At 42.3% G+C, this 18,153-nt stretch carries 17 protein-coding genes and 1 pseudogene; 7 read left to right on the forward strand and 11 right to left on the reverse strand.

The window, feature by feature from the left end; translation table 11 throughout:
* Positions 1 to 24: 24 nt before the first annotated feature.
* From kdpC to kdpA, 4 genes are all read right to left on the reverse strand, one after another.
* Complete coding sequence (gene kdpC, locus NIES1031_RS12300) at positions 25 to 642, reverse strand: K(+)-transporting ATPase subunit C (protein WP_178378124.1); 618 nt, start codon at positions 640 to 642, stop codon at positions 25 to 27.
* A 2-nt stretch (positions 643 to 644) separates the two neighbouring features.
* A complete protein-coding gene (locus NIES1031_RS12305) occupies positions 645 to 866 on the reverse strand; it encodes a potassium-transporting ATPase subunit F (RefSeq protein WP_073549677.1) in 222 nt (73 codons plus the stop codon).
* Positions 867 to 959: 93 nt separating this feature from the next.
* Positions 960 to 3,056 carry a potassium-transporting ATPase subunit KdpB gene (gene kdpB, locus NIES1031_RS12310; RefSeq protein WP_073549678.1) on the reverse strand — a complete coding sequence of 699 codons (2,097 nt, stop codon included), beginning with the start codon at positions 3,054 to 3,056 and terminating at the stop codon, positions 960 to 962.
* A 70-nt stretch (positions 3,057 to 3,126) separates the two neighbouring features.
* Positions 3,127 to 4,812 (reverse strand): potassium-transporting ATPase subunit KdpA, encoded by a 1,686-nt coding sequence (gene kdpA, locus NIES1031_RS12315; protein ID WP_073549680.1) that lies wholly within the window; start codon positions 4,810 to 4,812, stop codon positions 3,127 to 3,129.
* Between the two features lie 281 nt (positions 4,813 to 5,093).
* Here kdpA and NIES1031_RS12320 point away from each other — a divergent pair, with 281 nt between their 5' ends.
* Together NIES1031_RS12320 and NIES1031_RS12325 are read left to right on the forward strand one after the other, a co-directional pair.
* Positions 5,094 to 6,254, forward strand: a complete 1,161-nt coding sequence (locus tag NIES1031_RS12320) for a sensor histidine kinase (protein WP_236738815.1) — start codon at positions 5,094 to 5,096, stop codon at positions 6,252 to 6,254.
* A 1-nt stretch (position 6,255) separates the two neighbouring features.
* A complete protein-coding gene (locus NIES1031_RS12325) occupies positions 6,256 to 6,951 on the forward strand; it encodes a response regulator transcription factor (protein ID WP_073549681.1) in 696 nt (231 codons plus the stop codon).
* Between the two features lie 12 nt (positions 6,952 to 6,963).
* Here NIES1031_RS12325 and NIES1031_RS12330 read toward each other — a convergent pair whose 3' ends face one another.
* The 3 genes from NIES1031_RS12330 to cysS all read right to left on the reverse strand — a co-directional run bounded on the left by NIES1031_RS12330 (position 6,964) and on the right by cysS (position 10,401).
* Entirely contained in the window at positions 6,964 to 7,494 is a 531-nt protein-coding gene (locus NIES1031_RS12330; protein ID WP_218596790.1) for a pentapeptide repeat-containing protein, read from the reverse strand.
* A gap of 382 nt (positions 7,495 to 7,876) precedes the next feature.
* Positions 7,877 to 8,971 carry an AI-2E family transporter gene (locus NIES1031_RS12335; RefSeq protein ID WP_073549682.1) on the reverse strand — a complete coding sequence of 365 codons (1,095 nt, stop codon included), beginning with the start codon at positions 8,969 to 8,971 and terminating at the stop codon, positions 7,877 to 7,879.
* Positions 8,956 to 10,401 (reverse strand): cysteine--tRNA ligase, encoded by a 1,446-nt coding sequence (gene cysS, locus NIES1031_RS12340; protein ID WP_073549684.1) that lies wholly within the window; start codon positions 10,399 to 10,401, stop codon positions 8,956 to 8,958. The genes NIES1031_RS12335 and cysS overlap by 16 nt, the downstream gene beginning before the upstream one ends.
* A gap of 135 nt (positions 10,402 to 10,536) precedes the next feature.
* On the opposite strand from cysS, the gene NIES1031_RS12345 reads away from it, so the two are divergent.
* Positions 10,537 to 11,613, forward strand: coding sequence for a CobW family GTP-binding protein (locus NIES1031_RS12345; protein WP_073549685.1), 1,077 nt, complete (start codon positions 10,537 to 10,539; stop codon positions 11,611 to 11,613).
* Positions 11,614 to 11,729: 116 nt separating this feature from the next.
* Here the strand turns inward: NIES1031_RS12345 and NIES1031_RS12350 are convergent.
* A pseudogene (locus NIES1031_RS12350) lies at positions 11,730 to 11,877 on the reverse strand (Rpn family recombination-promoting nuclease/putative transposase); the annotation flags it as partial.
* Positions 11,878 to 11,960: 83 nt separating this feature from the next.
* Between NIES1031_RS12350 and dtd the strand changes: the two are divergent.
* The 3 genes from dtd (at position 11,961) to NIES1031_RS12365 (ending at position 13,566) form a co-directional block, all read left to right on the forward strand.
* The gene (gene dtd / locus NIES1031_RS12355) at positions 11,961 to 12,419 is read left to right on the forward strand and encodes a D-aminoacyl-tRNA deacylase (protein ID WP_073549687.1); all 459 of its coding nucleotides are present in this window, start codon (positions 11,961 to 11,963) and stop codon (positions 12,417 to 12,419) included.
* A 140-nt stretch (positions 12,420 to 12,559) separates the two neighbouring features.
* Positions 12,560 to 12,895: a photosystem II reaction center protein Psb28 gene (gene psb28, locus NIES1031_RS12360; protein ID WP_015186511.1), complete on the forward strand. Its 336-nt coding sequence runs from the start codon at positions 12,560 to 12,562 to the stop codon at positions 12,893 to 12,895.
* A 158-nt stretch (positions 12,896 to 13,053) separates the two neighbouring features.
* Positions 13,054 to 13,566, forward strand: coding sequence for a MogA/MoaB family molybdenum cofactor biosynthesis protein (locus tag NIES1031_RS12365; RefSeq protein ID WP_073549688.1), 513 nt, complete (start codon positions 13,054 to 13,056; stop codon positions 13,564 to 13,566).
* Between the two features lie 29 nt (positions 13,567 to 13,595).
* On the opposite strand, the gene mraY is transcribed toward NIES1031_RS12365, so the two are convergent.
* Positions 13,596 to 14,690: a phospho-N-acetylmuramoyl-pentapeptide-transferase gene (gene mraY, locus NIES1031_RS12370; protein WP_073549689.1), complete on the reverse strand. Its 1,095-nt coding sequence runs from the start codon at positions 14,688 to 14,690 to the stop codon at positions 13,596 to 13,598.
* A 312-nt stretch (positions 14,691 to 15,002) separates the two neighbouring features.
* The gene (locus tag NIES1031_RS12375; protein WP_073549690.1) at positions 15,003 to 15,236 is read right to left on the reverse strand and encodes a DUF3134 domain-containing protein; all 234 of its coding nucleotides are present in this window, start codon (positions 15,234 to 15,236) and stop codon (positions 15,003 to 15,005) included.
* A gap of 268 nt (positions 15,237 to 15,504) precedes the next feature.
* Here NIES1031_RS12375 and NIES1031_RS12380 point away from each other — a divergent pair, with 268 nt between their 5' ends.
* Entirely contained in the window at positions 15,505 to 16,086 is a 582-nt protein-coding gene (locus NIES1031_RS12380; protein WP_073549846.1) for a PAP/fibrillin family protein, read from the forward strand.
* 21 nt (positions 16,087 to 16,107) lie between these two features.
* On the opposite strand, the gene NIES1031_RS12385 is transcribed toward NIES1031_RS12380, so the two are convergent.
* Positions 16,108 to 17,973, reverse strand: a complete 1,866-nt coding sequence (locus NIES1031_RS12385; protein WP_073549691.1) for a putative bifunctional diguanylate cyclase/phosphodiesterase — start codon at positions 17,971 to 17,973, stop codon at positions 16,108 to 16,110.
* Positions 17,974 to 18,153: the final 180 nt, after the last annotated feature.

The following is an 18,153-nucleotide window of genomic DNA, read 5'->3' on the forward strand; positions in this document are numbered from 1 at the left end:
GGGGAAATCTGCAATCTAAAGAAATCACTCTAGCGGAGCTTGTAAAACGTCTAGCTCGCGATTTAAATTCAACACATTGACTCCTGGTTCGCCAAAAACCCATAGAAATCTGCCTTGCGTGTGTTTAGCAATCAAAGGAGCAATTTCATCAGGAGATAAATTACGTGCCTGGGCAACTCGTTCTAGTTGATTAAATGCGGCTTCTACTGTAATATGCGGATCTAAACCAGAACCCGAAGCATAAACGAGATCCGCAGTCGGGGGAATTCCGCTTTCCTCTAGCTGCGACACAGTTTCATTAATACGTGCGAGTAAATCGGGATTACTCGGCGCCAAGTTGCTTGCACCCGATACACCTGTTCTTTGTCCAATATTTTCTGGATCGCGTTCTTGTTGCGTAAAGCTGCTGTAGTTTACCGAACTAGGGCGACTTTGGAAATATTGCGGTGACGTAAAGACTTGTCCAATCAACGCTGAGCCGACATTTTGTCCTTCCAGGTTTTGGACGATGCTACCGTTAGCTTGAAACGGAAAGAAAACTTGACCAATAACTATCATAATTGCAGGATAAATCACCGCTGTCAGTAGCCACAGCACAAAAGTGATTCGAATAGATCTTGTAATATCGCGCACTATGGACATAATTAATAGCGCTCCGGTCGAAAAACAACATCAAACAAATAAATTGTTAACCCCACAGTAACCAACACAAGTAAACCAATAGCCCAAGCCTGACGACGCTGTACACCATCAACCGCAGCATACACCGTAGGTGCGATCGCCAAATTCAAACACAACGCAAAAAACAGTTGTAAAGGCAACCTTTGTCTACACCATCGCACCCAAACAAACATCAAAATCTTCATATACTAGCCCCAACTCATTGACAAAAACCTCTCACAATCTCTTCTCTCTGCGTTCTCTGCGTCTCTGTGGTTCGTTTAATATAATAGTTACCCCTACCCTAAACCCACCGCCACAATAACCACATCAATCAGCTTAATCGCAATAAACGGAGCAACAACACCACCCAAACCATAAAGTAAAATATTTCGCTGCAAAAGTTGATTTGCCGTTAAAGGTCTAAATTTAACTCCCGTCAACGCCAAAGGAATTAACGCTGGAATAATCAATGCGTTGTAAATAAGTGCGGATAAAACCGCCGATTGGGTACTTGCCAAACCCATAATATTCAACCTACCAATACCCGCAGCAGTAAAAATAACCGGAATAATCGCAAAATACTTAGCGATGTCATTTGCGAGCGAAAAAGTCGTCAATGCGCCGCGCGTAATTAATAGTTGTTTACCAATAGCAACAATATCAATCAACTTCGTCGGATCAGAATCCAAGTCAACCATATTCGCGGCTTCTTTTGCCGCTTGAGTCCCCGAATTCATTGCTACACCGACATTGGCTTGCGCGAGTGCTGGAGCATCATTTGTTCCATCCCCCGTCATTGCGACTAATTTGCCTGCGGCTTGTTCGCGTTGAATGACAGCGATTTTATCTTCAGGAGTCGCTTCGGCAATAAAGTCATCGACACCTGCTTCTTGGGCAATCACCGCCGCTGTGATCCGATTATCACCCGTTAGCATAATCGTTCGTACGCCCATGCGTCGTAGCTGGTCAAAACGTTCTTTAATGCCAGGTTTGATAATATCCTTAAGATAGATGACACCATAAATATTGCCATTGAGCGCGACAGCCAGCGGTGTACCACCCAAGCGAGAGACACGTTCATAAGCAGCATCGAGATCTAAAGGAATTTGACCGTTACGCGAACGCACAAAACCTTTAATTGCTTCTACCGCACCTTTACGCACCTCTACTCCATGCGGTAAATTTGTTCCACTCATGCGCGTTTTGGCAGAAAAGTCAACCGCTTCAGCCTTACTCCAGTCAAACTCCAGTGATGCTCCGAGTTTATTCGCTAACCGGATGATAGACTTACCTTCGGGTGTTTGATCGAAGACACTGGCTGCAAAAGCAACTTTAGCAACATCATCTACAGAATGACCGTTGACCGGAATAAATTCCTCAGCTAGACGGTTTCCTAGCGTAATAGTCCCCGTTTTGTCCAAAACAAGCGTATTGACATCGCCACACGCCTCTACCGCCCTTCCAGAGGTGGCAATGACGTTAAATTGAGCGACGCGATCCATACCTGCAATACCAATTGCGCTCAATAACCCGCCAATCGTTGTTGGAATGAGTGCGACTAATAAAGCAATTAGAATCGCCACACTTACCGGACTTTGGACATAATTAGCGAGTGGTGGTAGCGTTGCCACAACCAACAAAAACACCAGTGTCAGCACCGCAAGTAAGACGGTGAGTGCAATTTCATTTGGGGTTTTACTGCGTTCAGCACCTTCTACAAGCGAAATCATGCGATCAATAAAGCCTTTACCAGGATCGGCGGTAATTTGAATCGTGAGTTCATCAGATATGATCCGCGTACCGCCTGTTACCGAACTCGCGACATCGGAACCAGGTTCTTTTAATACGGGTGCTGATTCTCCGGTAATTGTGGATTCATCAACCGAAGCAACTCCTGCTATCACTTCGCCATCTGCGGGAATCAGATCGCCAGCGACGACTTTGATGCGATCGCCCCGTTGTAAAGTAGTAGAAGACACTTCTTGCATTGAACCATCATTTAACAGTTTCCGCGCTACGGTATCCGATTTTGTTGAACGTAACGCATCAGCTTGCGCTTTTCCACGCCCTTCGGCAACGGCTTCGGCAAAATTGGCAAACAAAACTGTAAAAAACAAAATTAGCGTAATCAAGCCATTGAACACCCGTAGATTTTCACCTGGTACAAATCCAAACAAGTAAGGATCAATTGTCAGCAGTGCGGTAATAATCGTACCTACCCATACTAAAAACATTACTGGATTCTTTACCATTTGTCGCGGATTTAGTTTGACAAAAGCATCACGGATAGCTCGTTGGTAAAGTCCTTTTCTGCTCACTTTTGGTGTATGCTTGCGCCCTTCGCGAGAACCACTAGGACGCAGGCTTGTTGGTGAAGAAGTTGTAGAATCCATAATGAGGAGCGAGGAGCGAGGGGTGAGGTTGTTAACTCAATTCTTTTAATACAAAACTCAAAACTCAGTATTAGTTCCTTAGCAGTTGAAAGCCTTCGGCGATGGGTCCTAATGCTAGAACAGGGAAGAAAGTTAAGACTCCTAAAATTAAAATGACTCCTGCTGTGACGCTAGTGAATAATAAAGTATCGGTGCGCAAAGTTCCAGCAGTTGCGGGTACAGGTTGTTTACGTGCCATACTGTCAGCTAAAAGCAGTAAAGCAATAATAGGAATATAGCGTCCTCCTAAAAGGCTAATACTAGTACTCAGGTTCCACCAAAGCGTGTTATCTCCTAATCCTTCAAACCCAGAACCATTGTTGGCACTTGCAGAGGTGTATTCGTAAACAACTTGCGATAAGCCATGAAACCCTGGATTACTAATACCAGCTAATGTATCAGGAAAAGATAGTGCGATCGCACTTGGAATTAGAACAAAAATTGGGTGAACGAGTAGCACAACACTCGCTAAAACAATCTCTCGTCTCTCAATTTTGCGACCTAAAAATTCTGGTGTTCTACCTACCATTAACCCTGTAATGAATACTGTTAAAATCAGATAGACAAAAAGATAAGCCGTGCCTATTCCTTGTCCACCCCAAACGATTTGTAAAAACATACTAAATAAGGTTGAAAAGCCGCCATTAGGCATTAAAGAATCGTGCATTCCATTCACTGCACCGCACATTGTCGCTGTTGTACTGACTGCCCATAATGCTGTTTGTGCCCAACCAAAGCGAACTTCTTTACCTTCTAAATTTGGCTGTTCTCCACCAAAAATTGTATTATTTATAAGTGGATTACCTTGATACTCACCAATTGCAGTTATACATATCAAAATGCAAAATATAATAAACACCATCCAAAAGAGTAGCCAAGCTTGTTTCATATTATTAGCAAATACACCATAGGTAAAAATTAATGCCATAGGAATAGATAGCATGGCAATCGTTGCTAATAAATTAGTAAAAGTATTTGGATTCTCGAATGGATGTGCAGAATTAATTCCAAAAAAGCCACCGCCGTTTTCTCCTAACTGCTTAATGATCTCAAAATGAGCAACAGGGCCTCGTGCGATCGTCTGTGTTGAACCTTCGAGTGTTGTTACTGTTGCTGGGGAGGCTAAAGTTTCTGGTACGCCAGCAATTAATAATATTAATGCTCCAATCAGTGATATGGGTAATAAAATTCGCGTAATTGCTAGGGTTAAATCGACGTAAAAGTTACCTAATGGTCTACCAGTTAGACCTCGAATAAATGCAATTCCTACAGCTAGCCCAGTAGCAGCAGAAGTAAACATTAAAAAGCCTAGTGCTAGCATTTGACTGGCATAACTATATGTCGTTTCTCCAGAATAATGCTGCTGATTTGTATTGGTAATAAAAGAAATAGTGGTATGTAGGGCTAAGTCCCATCTAGGTGGATTTAACCCAGTGGGATTGAGAGGAATAACGCCTTGTAGCATGAGTATTGAAAAGACAAAAATACTCATAACTAAATTACTGATAATTACGGCTTGAATGTACTGCCTACCAGTCATATTATCTTTAGATCGAGTCCCATTAATAGCAAAAATAATTCGCTCTATAGGATTAATGACTCGATTCAGTAGTACGCTCTTTTCAAGAAACACGCGCGCCATGTACTTACCAAAGATTGGTGTAATGGCAACTAATATGACGAGTGTCAACGCAATTTGAAAGAATCCTTGTAGCATATGTTGCTAAATCAGTTTACTTTTAATTTGTTTTAATACAGTTTCAGGAGGAATTAATAGTTTCTACCTTTTAACAAAAATTATCTCGATTGTGGTCATAAATCGGCAACTAATTAAATATATAAAGTCGTTAATAAAAATGGCTAGGCTAAACTAGCTGCTAGATATATACATAATGCGTAAACTACTATATCAAGCGGTATATTTTTAGCTAAACGGTATATAAATTTATGTTTATAGTCAAAGTGTATTGGGGTTGCTGTCATCTATGAGGATTTGTTTTGAAATCTAAAGTAAAATTTGCTCAAAACGGAATGATGTTGCGGTCGCTACAGTACCAAATCAACTTTTCTTACAAAAATGTACGCACAAGATCGCTGTGGTGGATTGCTTGTCTATTTCTAGTGGTCTTGATTCTAGAGTTTGCAACACCTGTAGAATACGTATTTGGTTATCTCTACACAGGACCAATCTTGTTAACGACTGCGTATTTGGGTAGAACAGCGACGGTTTATGCAACTTTACTAGCGGTATTTCTGACAATCTTGAACTTGTGGTTTCCGGTAAAAGAAACAATCGAGCCTTCTATTGTTGCTAGTCGTTGCATTGCTGCAATGGCATTAATCGTAACCGGAATTTTGAGCGATCGCAATCGTTGTTATGCGCAGGCGATCGCGCTACAACAGGCGAAATTGCAAGCACAAACACAGTTAATGCGCGTCAGAGAAGATTTTGCTTCTACCTTAACGCACGATCTGAAAACGCCGCTGTTAGGTGCGATTGAAACGCTGAGGGCTTTTGAACAAGGAAAATTTGGTACAGTCACGCCAACGCATCAAAAGGTGTTAGTAAAGATGATTCGCAGTCATTGGTCTACGTTACAGCTTGTGGAAACGCTGTTAGATGTATATCGCAATGATATTGAAGGATTAAAACTCCACCTAGCACCCGTAGATCTCGTCACTATCGCTGAAGAAACGATCGCAACACTCATAGATTTAGCCTTATCGCGCCAAGTTTGTATCAGCTTAAGCTTTGGAGAATCAGAATTTCGGCGATCGCTTTGGGTAAATGGCGATGCGCTGCAACTTCAACGTGTCTTTGCGAACCTGATTACAAATGGAATTCATCATTCGCTGCGGGGTGGTAAGGTAGAAGTTGTATTACAGTCACAATCTGACTATCACATTGTTAAAGTGTTAGATAATGGCTTAGGCATTACATCGGAAGAATTGCCGCACTTATTTGAAAGATTTTATCAAGCACACAGCGATCGCCATGTCTTCGGTTCTGGATTAGGATTATACTTGACTCGCCAAATTATTGCGGCGCATGGCGGTACAATTTGGGCAGAAAATCGTGTTGCGCCAAAAGATTCTACAGGCGCACTCTTTGCATTTCGATTACCAGCCTTACCATTTCAACCGCTTGAGAAGGCGTGATATGTTACCTGTAAAGACATTGCGGATTTTGCTTGTTGAAGATGATGAACTCTTTCGCCTCGGTTTGCAAGTAAAGTTGCAACAAGAATCAGACATAGAAATTGTCGCTGAAGCTGAAGATGGCGAGACAGCGATAGAAATCGCCAAGCATTCTCCACTTGATGTTGTGCTATTAGATATCGGATTACCAGGAATCGGAGGAACCGAAGCTTGTCGTCAAATCAAGCAGCTAAATCCTGATTTACCAATCTTAGTGCTAACTTCGCATTCGCACGAGTCTTTAATTAAGCGATTGATTGCAGTAGGGGTGCAAGGATATTGTTTAAAAGGAATCGCTGCCGAGACTTTGATTTTAGCACTGCGTTCAGTAGCCGCAGGCGCATCGTGGTGGGATCGGACTGCGACAACCCAAATTCGTGCTACGTTTGACAGCGTAGCAACCGCAGAGGCTACTAAAAATGAAGAAACGTTGGATTTACCTTTGACGCGACGCGAACAAGAAATTCTCGCTTTAATTGCTGCTGGAAAATCAAATCCAGAAATTGCCGCAGCGCTTTATATTACTCCTGGTACTGTGCGAGTACACGTTCATACAATTATTCAAAAACTAGGAGTGAGAGATCGCACGCAAGCTGCTGTTTTAGCAATTCAGAAACACTGGGTAGCAGCTTCACTGCTTGCGCAACACGATAGTTAGATACTTCTATAATTAGCGACAACCTAAGCTTTCGCGCGTGGATACGCCTGTAACAGGATTGACACCATCAGCGCGATCGCACAACAAAGAGACTTGATAGCGATCTACTAAGGCATCGGTAAAATCAGCACCCGTAATATCCGCATCAAAAAGCCGCGATCGCGTTAAGATTGCCTCTTGCAAGATAGCATTTTTTAAATTGGCTTCATCTAAAGTAACGCGGTCAACTAATGCACCTGTGAGGTTAGCGCCTTCTAAATTAGCGCGGAGTAAAACACCTTTGGTAAGAATTGCGTTTGTGAGATCTGCACCTTGAAAGTTTGCTTCGCGCATTTCGGCTGCAACAAAGACTCCACCTACTAAGTTAGCGTTAGAGAAGTCACGATTTTCTAGATGTGTATTACTGTAGTTGATTGTATTGTCTTGAGCCAGGGCTGGCTTTGCGGCTAAAAGTACCCATAACCAAGCAAGGCACAACATCAATACAATACCGAGTAGACGCATTAGACTTTTTTGAATGAGTTTGATTGTTGGCGATCGCATTGTTATCACTAACGTAAATTTTTCTTCGTACTTTGATTAAAAGCCTTTAATCGCCATATTGGATACTATTTCGAAATTTTACCAAAGATGAAGCCATGATGCGATCACGCGTTAATCATTGCAAAGTTTTGTACAAAAACTCCTTACGATGAATGAGACTCAAAGTCATGTAAAACCGAGACAACAGAATAACAGTCATTGGGCAATTAGGACAAAATAAGTATTAGCTGTGATGACTTTAAATGATTCAATGGATGGAAAGAGATTTAAAGTTTTTATTCAAAAATGTTTACTATCGCAGTTCTACTCGGCTGCTGTAGTAATTATAACGAAAGAAATTGAGTCTTTAATTCAATCACAGGACGCAAACATTCTTCATCAGTTACCCTATTTCCCTGACTTTGATATCACTCGCTTCTTTCTTTTCAGCTAAACGCTTTGGTTGCAAATAAAGGTTTTCTAATAGTACTGAAGCCCCAGCTATCCAAGGGGGAACTATGACAGCGCCGATAATACCTAAAACTTGAGTTCCTCCCAGTACTGCTAATAGTTGATACAGTGGGTGAACTTGTACTGAAGAACCTACTAGCAACGGATCGAGTACGTAAGTTTCTAAATTTTGAATAATGACAAACAAAAGTAGCACCCAAATAAACGTTAAACCGCCTTGAGAAATTGCTACAATTAACGCAGGAACTGCACCTAAAATAGGTCCAATAAAAGGAATTAAATTAGTAAAGCCAGCAATGACACCTAAAGCTAGGGCAAACTCTGACAAGCCTAAAATTCCTAAACCCAGCGTTATAGCAACTCCTAAAATTCCAGATACTAAAACTCGACCTTGAATGTAACCACCCATTCTTTGACTAATGGGGATCACTTGCGCGTCAAGGCGTTTATCCCAAGGTTGCGGAAATAAGTTAACAATTCCTTTGATTAAGTTTTCTCGCCCAGCAACCATATAGCCAGAAATCAACAGCGCTAAGATTAAACTCAGTAGGCCATCAATAATGCTGCGCGTGAAGCCATAAGAACGTACGATAAGTTGTTGACCTGAACCAATAATCCAGCTTGTTAAGGCTTGCGTATCAAAAAAGCGGTCAATAAATTCAGGTTGTTCAGTTCCTAATCTCAAAGCAACATTCTCTGCTAAAGTGCGGAGATTATCGAGGTAAACTGGAATTAAGCTCACTAAAGTTTGCAGTTGTTCAGCTACAGTAGGACCAATAATTAATCCAGCTGCAATGATGATCGCAAGTAATGTTAGATAAACGCTAATAACTGCTAACCAGCGTGGTACTCGGAGTTTTTCTGCTTTTTCGATAACAGGTGCGATCGCCGCCGCAATCACAACTGCAATCATCACCGTTACAAGCAAACTCCGCAATTGCCACAACAGCAATATGAGAAAACCTGTCGCTACAATCAGTAGCAGGTTCGTGACAAATTCACGATTGCGATTTAGTTGCGATGCCATCGCGTTACACCACCAGGCTGGTCAATTAACGTGATCCCCTGATTTTGCAGTTCGTTACGAATTCGATCCGCCTCCGCAAAATTCTTCGCTTTTTTTGCTATGAGTCGCTGTTGAATTCGATTCTCAATTTCTGTATCACTAATACCATCGACGATTGTTTCTACTTCGGGTTCAGCTTCAAACCCTAACACTTGCGCCAAAGTCACCAGCGTATGCCATTGTTGTTTTAATTGTTCTGGTGGAGTTTCCGTTTTGCCTTGATGTACCAAAACATTTCCTTCGCGGCGCAATTCTTTGGCTAACTCAAATAGAACTGCTAACCCTCCAGGAAAATTAAAATCATCATCGACTTCTTCCTCAAAGCGCTGCACAACTTCCGGTATTAAAGCACTTCCTTGTTCCTCAAATCCTAATTGCTTACCATACTGATACCCGAACAGTAGCCCCTCTTTGAGCGTGTGCCAACCATTTGTCGCGGCGGCGATCGCTTCATCGGTAAAATCAATCGGTTTGCGATACTGCGCAGTTAATACAAATAACCGCACCGCCATTGGGTCTGTCGGGCGGTCTAACAATTCCCGAATCGTGATAAAGTTACCTAAAGACTTGGACATCTTTTCGCCATCTACTGTTACCATGCCATTGTGCATCCAGTAATTGGCTAACGGTTTACCTGTCACAGCTTCGGATTGGGCAATTTCGTTTTCATGATGCGGAAAAATTAAATCTGCACCACCAGCATGAATATCAATCGTCTCGCCCAAATTGTCGCGCACCATCGCGGAACATTCGATATGCCAACCAGGACGCCCTGCACCCCAAGGTGACTCCCACGCGGGTTCTCCAGCTTTTGCGCCTTTCCATAACGCAAAATCAAACGGATCTTTTTTCTTTTGATATTCTGGATCTTCGACGTTGACGCGATCGCTTTTCCCCGCTTGCAAATCTTCTAATTTGCGCCCCGAAAGCTTACCATATGTATTAAACTGACGCACCGCGTAGTACACATCGCCATCAGCGGGGTAGGCGTAGCCTTTTTGTTCCAACTCGTATACCAAGCGCTTAATACCATCGAGTGTATGCGTTGCCCGAGGATAAGCATCGGCTCGTTTAATATTCAACCGATCCATATCCTCAAAATACGCTTGGATATAACGCTCGGCAACTGCTTGCATCGTCGATCCTTCTTCTCGTGCCCGATTGAGAATTTTGTCGTCAATATCTGTGAAATTTTGGATATACTTGACTTCATAGCCACGCCATTGTAGGTATCGACGAACGACATCCCAAACAATACACGCCCGTGCATGACCCAAGTGGCAGTAATCATAGACTGTGACACCACAGTAATACATTTTTACCTTGCCTTCTTGCAGCGGCGTAAAGGTTTCTTTCCGACGGGTAAGCGTGTTGTACAGCGTTAGGGTCATGACAAAATGGTGAAATGAGCTTTTCGGCAATAATAGAAGTTAGTGGAATGTGTCAGCTAGCAATCTTAAGAAAGTAGCTTTGATCGCCCTGTAACTCTATATTCCTATTTTTTGACATTTTCTTTCCTCACAGCTATGCAATCTACAGCAACTTCCGATCATCAAGCAATGGACGCTCCAAAGCGTGGCTTGCCGGTTACTATTATTACGGGTTTTTTGGGTAGCGGTAAAACAACTCTACTCAATCATATCCTGGCGAATCAGGAAGGATTGAAAACTGCGGTTTTGGTCAATGAGTTTGGTGAAATTGGCATCGATAATGAGCTAATTATCCAAACTGGCGATGATATGGTGGAACTCAGCAACGGTTGCATCTGCTGCACCATCAATAATGACCTTGTAGAAGCAGTTTATAAAGTTCTCGAACGCCAAGACAAGCTTGATTATTTAGTAGTAGAAACAACTGGACTCGCCGATCCTCTCCCTGTAGCGTTAACCTTTTTGGGAACTGAGTTACGCGACTTAACTCGCCTAGATTCCATTATTACAATGGTAGACGCAGCAAACTACAGTCTAGATCTATTTACTTCGCAAGCCGCGCATAGTCAAATTGCCTATGGTGATGTGATTATTCTCAACAAAGTCGATTTGGTAGAAGAAGCCGAGTTAGAGCGCTTAGAAGGTAAAATTCGTGAAGTCAAAGAAGGTGCTAGAATTTTGCGAACGACGCGATCGCAAGTTCCGCTACCATTAATTTTGAGTGTTGGTTTGTTCGAGTCTGATAAGTATTTTCATACCGAAGATCATCACGATCATGACCATGACCATCATCACCACGACCACGATTGCGAACATGACCACCACGATCATCACCATCACTCGCACCACCTAGAAAACGATGGCTTCACCTCAATATCGTTTCAAAGTGATAAACCGCTATCGATTCGCAAGTTTCAGTATTTCTTAGATAATCAATTACCCGAAAATGTATTCCGTGCTAAAGGTATTTTGTGGTTTGAGGAAAGCCCCAAACGCCACATTTTCCACTTGTGCGGTAAGCGTTTTAGCATTGATGATGAAGAATGGAATGGTGAACCGAAAAATCAGTTAGTGTTGATTGGGCAAAATCTTGACCATGACACGCTGCGCACGCAATTAGAAAACTGCGTTACTCTTCCTTCGGTATCGCGTGGTAGAGGTTTCGGGAAGTAAACACAAGAGAGTTAAGTTTTTCTTAGAAAGAATTCTTAACTCTCATCTCTAGCTGGCTAGAATCGGGCGATCGCCCTTTATTCACTTCGACTCAGATCGCTTGCCAACTGCTGCGCTACTTCTTCTGCCTCTAGTAAGATCAACACATCAGCGCGAATCGGTTCTAATGATAGTTCTGAAAGACTTAACTCGGTGTCCGAGTAGCCAGCTAGCAAAGTTGCTAGAAAAATTCTCGACTAAAAATTTACAGATATTATCAAACATGAAGCGATTTTATCAGGTGATTTGTGCAAATCTCGCTTGCTAGAAGCTAGTATTTTGCAAAGTAGTGGAAAACTTTAATAAATATGCGTGTTGTCATTCAACGAGTCAAATCTTCGCAAGTTGCCGTTGATGGTGAAATTGTCGGTAAAATTGGACCAGGACTAAATTTACTTGTAGGGATTGCTGATACCGATACAGAAGCCGAACTCGATTGGATGGTACGCAAGTGCCTAGAGTTGCGCATTTTTCCTGACAAAGATGCTAGTGGCGATCGCTTTTCCAAATCTGTACAGGAAATCGGCGGTGAATTATTAGTTGTGAGTCAGTTTACGCTTTATGGCGACTGTCGCAAAGGTCGTCGTCCTTCTTTTGACCGTTCCGCATCGCCCAAAGTAGCTATAGATTTATATCATTTGTTTGTGAGTAAGCTACGGCAAAGTGGTTTAACAGTGGAAACTGGCATATTTGGTGCAATGATGCAAGTTTCAATTGAAAACGATGGTCCAGTAACTCTTTTGCTTAACAAGGAGCATACTGAGTGATAGAATTTACAGTAAAAATGATGGCGCTAGTCCTGACGCACGTACATTAAACTCATGCATTACCAACGACCAATTACCAAAAAAAAATGAGAAAATATGAAGTTACGATGAGATCAAACCAAGCTTAGTCGCAAAGTATTATGGCTCAAATTCAGTTTTTTAGAGGCGTGGATGAAGAAGTTGTTCCTGATGTGCGGTTAACGCGATCGCGTGATGGAAGCAACGGTACAGCAACTTTTTACTTCCAAAATCCCCAAGCGCTTAGCAGCGAAGCGACAGAAGAAATTACCGGAATGTACATGATTGACGAAGAGGGGACAATCACAACTCGCGAAGTCAAAGGTAAATTCGTCAACGGTAAGCCAGAAGCCCTAGAAGTATTCTATTTGATGAACTCTCCTGATGAGTGGGATCGTTTCCTGCGCTTTATGCAGCGCTATGCAGAAACTCATGGCTTAGAATTTAGCAAATCGTAATATTATCTCCGGTTAAATAACCAAATTATTATTGAGTTACTAGTTGCTAGTAGTTAGTTGCTAGTCACTCTTTCGCGAACCACTAACTACTAATCACTAGCCACTTGAATTGTGAGTAATTAACCGGATTTGATCTAAATTTATTCCTTTTAACTGGAATGGCACATCAGCCACACCCCGATACAACAAGCATCGCAGTTAACTGTGCTGTGATTACAGTAAGTGACACGCGCACGTTTGAAACCGACAAAAGCGGTCAACTTATCCAACAGCTACTTTTGGATGCGGCTCATAAGGTGGGGGCGTATACGATTATTTCAGATGAGCCAATGCAAATTCAGAAGCAACTACAAAGCTTAGCGAGTAACATCGATTTGGATGTAATTATTTGCAATGGTGGTACTGGAATTGCCCCCAGAGACACCACTTACGATGCGATCGCCAACCTCTTAGAAAAAACTCTACCTGGCTTTGGTGAGTTGTTTCGTTATTTAAGTTACCAAGAAATTGGTTCGAGAGCGATCGCCTCACGAGCGATCGCTGGTGTATATCAAAATAAACTTATTTTCTCACTCCCTGGTTCTTCTAACGCAGTCAAACTAGGAATGCAGCAGTTAATACTACCAGAACTGGTACATTTAGTGAGCCAAATTAGAAAGAATAAAGGTTAACGGTGAAAATTGAAGATAACCTTTATTGGCTAACTACTCAGCCACAAACATACTCCAACTAAAATAACGTTTATCAAGTAAAAAACAGCAACAACTTGTAATTCTGACCAGCCGGAGAGTTCTAAGTGGTGGTGTAAAGGTGCCATTTTAAATAAACGTTTGCCGACACCGTTGTTATCTTTCGTTGCTTTATAGTAACCGACTTGCGCCATAACAGAGAGCGTTTCCACAAAAAAGATACCACTGAGAACGAATAATGCCCAAAGCGTGTTACTCAGTAATCCAACAGCAGCTAAGGCACCGCCTAAGGCAAGCGAACCTGTATCTCCCATAAATACGCGGGCTGGGTTACGATTGTGTACCAAAAAGCCTAAACAGCTACCACTCATACAAGCACAGAAAATCATTAATGCAGACGCTGTAGGCGCAACTAAGGCACCTAATCCTAAGAAGGCGATCGCAACTGTTCCCCCAGCTAAGCCATCAACGCCGTCTGTTAAGTTAGTCGCATTACTCTCTGCTACCAGCACAAAAACTGCCAACAGCCAAAATAGCAAACCTAATGGCAAAGTATAACCAAAAGGTAAGCTGACTGTAGTAATACTAGCTTGACTCCACCACAGCCACAAACAAAATACCCCTGCAACCCCAATTTGCAAAGCCAACTTCATCCGTGGCGAAATTCCTTTATTCGATTTGCGTCGGAGAATTTGCCAATCATCAAGCCAACCAATCGCCGCATATCCCAATGACAACAAACATACTGCAACGACGTTAGTTGCAAAACTCGATAAAATTACCGCACAGACAATCCCGACAGGTATAAAAAACACGCCTCCCATAGTTGGCGTGCCTGCTTTCTTTAAGTGCGCTTGCGGACCATCCTCACGAATGACTTGCCCAGTTTTTAACTTAACTAGCAATGGCACGACACCATACCCTATCCCCGCAGTTATGACTCCACAGGTAATCAAAGGTAGACTGAGCGAAGTCACTTGCCAAGGCAATCGATTTGCGCTCCAATCTAAAACGAATGTGGCAACGCTTAGTGCCACGCTCAATAACACAAGTAAATTAGTACCAGATAAATAAAATGAAGATTCCGAAGATGATTTAGCTTCCACGAAAATCCCTCACCACAGCACATTTTTGGGCATTCACACCTTGGTTTCTCGATGGCGATCATTTCACCAAAAAACTAGAGTAACCAGCATAGAGTTTAAGGGGTGTTTGATTTGCCGTCAAACGAAATTGCTAGGAAGGTTTTCCGGTAATTCATTCGTATTGCCAAAAATAACTCTGTTGAAGTAGTCTTTTGCCCCCCAACCCTCACCAGTTCCTACAGTGGGGAATTAGGGATAGGGGTTCCCAATCTGGAGGTGTCCTCATTGAGGCGGAAGCTATGTGTATACACCGCAGGTTTTAGCGGCATAATGTTAATCTTCCACTTCGACGATATCATCGTCATCCTCAAGGTCGTAGGACATATCATCAGGGTCCATCAAACCTGCAATCTCTTCTTCATCATCCAAATAATTTGGTTCTTGGTTGTCACGCGCTATCAAGCGACCTGATGACTCTAACCAATCGAGTAACGAAGATTCATTCTTTAAAGGAATCACACCAGCTGGTTGATCGCGAGGTTCTTCACGCAGAGCAGAGTTACGCATAATGCAAGTCTTGTGAAACTAAATTGACTATTCTATCTATACACTTCAAGTTTATCAATATCAACAAATCGTTGAAAACCTACGTTGATTACAGTGGCGGCACATCTACCTAGTGCAATCTTGGTGCTGACAATTGTCAAAAAACTTATTAGCCGTCAGCGACGCAATCGACTGAGAATAGTTAGCATAGTTCGCCAAGTGAGTTGGAGTGAGGCTCATCAACCTCGATACTCTAAAAGTTGATGTTGTAGAAATAGGCAAGGGTGCGATGGTAGACAAGGCAACATTATTAGAAGCGATCGCCGGCAAGAATCGGGGATTACTCGCAACGGAACAAGACAAGCAAGCGATTTTAATTGCGATCACTCAATTAGAAGACCGTAACCCTACTCCTCGCCCCGTCGAAGCTGGAGAATTGCTGGAAGGTAACTGGCGACTTCTGTACACTACAAGTAAAGGTTTACTAAATATTGACCAATTGCCATTACTCAAGCTTGGTCAAATTTATCAATGTATTCGCGTCGCAACAACCAGCATATACAACATTGCAGAAGTTTATGGCGTTCCTTTTTTAGAAGGCATGGTAGCAGTTAGCGCGCGGTTTGAGCCAATGAGCGATCGCCGCGTAAAAGTCAAATTCGAGCGCTCGATTCTCGGATTACAACGTCTAGTAAGCTATAAGTCTCCAGGTGAGTTTATTTCGCAGATTGAAGCTGGTAAAAGATTTGCAGCAGTTGATTTTCGGTTGGATAGCCGCGAACAACAAGGATGGTTAGATATTACTTATCTTGATAATGACTTACGTATTGGACGCGGTAACGAAGGTAGCGTCTACGTGTTGAGTAAATAGCGATCGCAATTTTGTCAATAACTATATTATGGACGCGATTAATGCTGCCGCTGCATTTTTATCTAAAGGTTTAGAAAATAGGTATCCTTGTCCATATTTACACTGTAGCGTTTTCATTTGCATCATTTGTTCGACGGTTTCTATTCCTTCTGCGATCGCGTCCATACCTAAATTCTGAGCCAGTGACATAATAACCTGAACAATCTTTGTTTTCTCATCACTTCTGTTGATAGTGTTAATAAAAGAACGATCAATTTTGAGGACATCAACAGGAAAGCGGTGTAGAGAACTCAAAGATGAATAGCCTGTACCAAAGTCATCGAGATATATTTCAATACCTAAATCTCTTAATTGCAGAAGCATTGCAGTTGCAGATTCTGCATTCTCCATAATTGTACTTTCTGTAATTTCCAACTTTAAGCTATGTGCATCAAGATTCGTTGATTGCAGAATATGTACTATTTGCTCAACTATATCTGGTTGTGAAAACTGTTTGCTAGAAAGATTCACGCTCATTGTTAAAGATTGAGCAGAAAATTCTAACTGCCATGTACGCAACTGACGGCACGCCTCGAAAAGTACCCAATAGCCAATCGGAACAATCGCTCCAGTTTCTTCTGCTACCGAAATAAAATCTACTGGGTTAAGCAAGCTACGCGTTGGATGTTGCCAGCGGATCAGCGCTTCAAAACCAGTAATTTTTTCCGTTTCCACTAAGACAATCGGCTGGTAGTAAACCTCAAACTCTTGACGTTCAATTGCGCGTCGTAGATCGTTCTCTAGTTGCAAAAGCTTGACAACCGAGTCGTGCATTTCTGTATCAAAAACTTCGTAACGAGCCTTACCAAGAACTTTCGCTCGATACATTGCCGTGTCAGCATCGCGAAGCAAATCTTCAGCTTGGCGATCAGCTGTTGTGCTGAGGGCGATGCCTGTACTAATGCTAGTAAAGACCTCGTGTCCCGTCAGGTTGAATGGCAATGACAGTTTAGCTTGAAGCCGCTCCGCTACATCAATAGCGTCATTAATATTCTTAATATTATCAAGCAAAATAACAAACTCATCGCCTCCAAGGCGAGCCACCGTATCCTCAGGGCGCAAACACGCCTTTAATCTACAGGCAGTGGCAATGAGTAGCTGATCGCCAACCATATGCCCAAGGCTATCATTAACAACCTTAAACCGATCTAAATCGATAAAAAGCACAGCAAACAAATAGTCTGTCTGCCATTTTGCCTTTAAAATTGCCGACTTCAACCGCTTTATAAACAGCGATCGATTTGGCAAACCTGTTAATTCATCATGAAAAACATGATGCCGTAGTTTCGCTTCTGATTTCTGGCGTTTAACAATGTTTTGTTTCAAATCTTTTAAATTGCGTCGCAACTCTAATTGCGCTACGACTTGATCAGCTAGAATTCTTAGAAATTGTATTTGTTCGCAACTTAATTCGCGTGGTACATGATCGAGTACACATAAAGTTCCTAATATAAAACCGTCAGGAGTAATTAAGGGCGCACCCGCATAAAATCGAATTCGAGCATCGCCAACGACAAAAGGGTTGGTGGCAAACCGCTCATCCACTAAAGTGTCTGGAACAACGAATAATTCAGCTAGCTCGATAGTATAAGCGCAGAAAGTAATATCGCGGGGTTCTTCTGTTGCCATGAACCCTATTTTTGATTTGAACCACTGGCGCTGGGCATCGACTAAACTAATCGCTGCAATTGGAGTTTTGCAGATGTAAGCAGCCAAGCGAGTGATGTTATCAAAGTGTGCTTCAGGAACAGTATCTAAAATCTGGTACTGACAAAGCGCTTTCAAACGCTTGATTTCTGTCTCAGGTAGTTTACGCTGCCAATAAGAGTTGGTACGACTCGGAAGCATAGCAAGCTTGGTACACGAACTATGATCGGTGTTTAGTCAATTTTTCCGGCAATAAAGTGATTATACTTGTTTGCTCTGCTGACAATACCAACCTATGCTTGATGCATGGGTAATATTCTAAAAAAGGATATCACCCATGTCCATAAATAACTCAGATCGCTACAACAGCATTTGTAAGTA

The sequence above is a fragment of the Chroogloeocystis siderophila 5.2 s.c.1 genome (genome assembly GCF_001904655.1).
Lineage (GTDB): Bacteria > Cyanobacteriota > Cyanobacteriia > Cyanobacteriales > Chroococcidiopsidaceae > Chroogloeocystis > Chroogloeocystis siderophila.

Bases quoted from the DNA above. Each gene is read 5' to 3' on its own strand.
- NIES1031_RS12375 (WP_073549690.1), bottom strand. From the start codon at position 15,236: ATGCGTAACTCTGCTCTGCGTGAAGAACCTCGCGATCAACCAGCTGGT.
- NIES1031_RS12325 (WP_073549681.1), top strand. From the start codon at position 6,256: ATGTTACCTGTAAAGACATTGCGGATTTTGCTTGTTGAAGATGATGAA.
- NIES1031_RS12305 (WP_073549677.1), bottom strand. From the start codon at position 866: ATGAAGATTTTGATGTTTGTTTGGGTGCGATGGTGTAGACAAAGGTTG.
- NIES1031_RS12385 (WP_073549691.1), bottom strand. From the start codon at position 17,973: ATGCTTCCGAGTCGTACCAACTCTTATTGGCAGCGTAAACTACCTGAG.
- NIES1031_RS12365 (WP_073549688.1), top strand. From the start codon at position 13,054: ATGGCACATCAGCCACACCCCGATACAACAAGCATCGCAGTTAACTGT.
- kdpB (WP_073549678.1), bottom strand. From the start codon at position 3,056: ATGGATTCTACAACTTCTTCACCAACAAGCCTGCGTCCTAGTGGTTCT.
- kdpC (WP_178378124.1), bottom strand. From the start codon at position 642: ATGTCCATAGTGCGCGATATTACAAGATCTATTCGAATCACTTTTGTG.
- psb28 (WP_015186511.1), top strand. From the start codon at position 12,560: ATGGCTCAAATTCAGTTTTTTAGAGGCGTGGATGAAGAAGTTGTTCCT.
- cysS (WP_073549684.1), bottom strand. From the start codon at position 10,401: ATGACCCTAACGCTGTACAACACGCTTACCCGTCGGAAAGAAACCTTT.
- NIES1031_RS12330 (WP_218596790.1), bottom strand. From the start codon at position 7,494: ATGCGATCGCCAACAATCAAACTCATTCAAAAAAGTCTAATGCGTCTA.
- NIES1031_RS12345 (WP_073549685.1), top strand. From the start codon at position 10,537: ATGCAATCTACAGCAACTTCCGATCATCAAGCAATGGACGCTCCAAAG.
- dtd (WP_073549687.1), top strand. From the start codon at position 11,961: ATGCGTGTTGTCATTCAACGAGTCAAATCTTCGCAAGTTGCCGTTGAT.
- NIES1031_RS12380 (WP_073549846.1), top strand. From the start codon at position 15,505: ATGGTAGACAAGGCAACATTATTAGAAGCGATCGCCGGCAAGAATCGG.
- NIES1031_RS12335 (WP_073549682.1), bottom strand. From the start codon at position 8,971: ATGGCATCGCAACTAAATCGCAATCGTGAATTTGTCACGAACCTGCTA.
- kdpA (WP_073549680.1), bottom strand. From the start codon at position 4,812: ATGCTACAAGGATTCTTTCAAATTGCGTTGACACTCGTCATATTAGTT.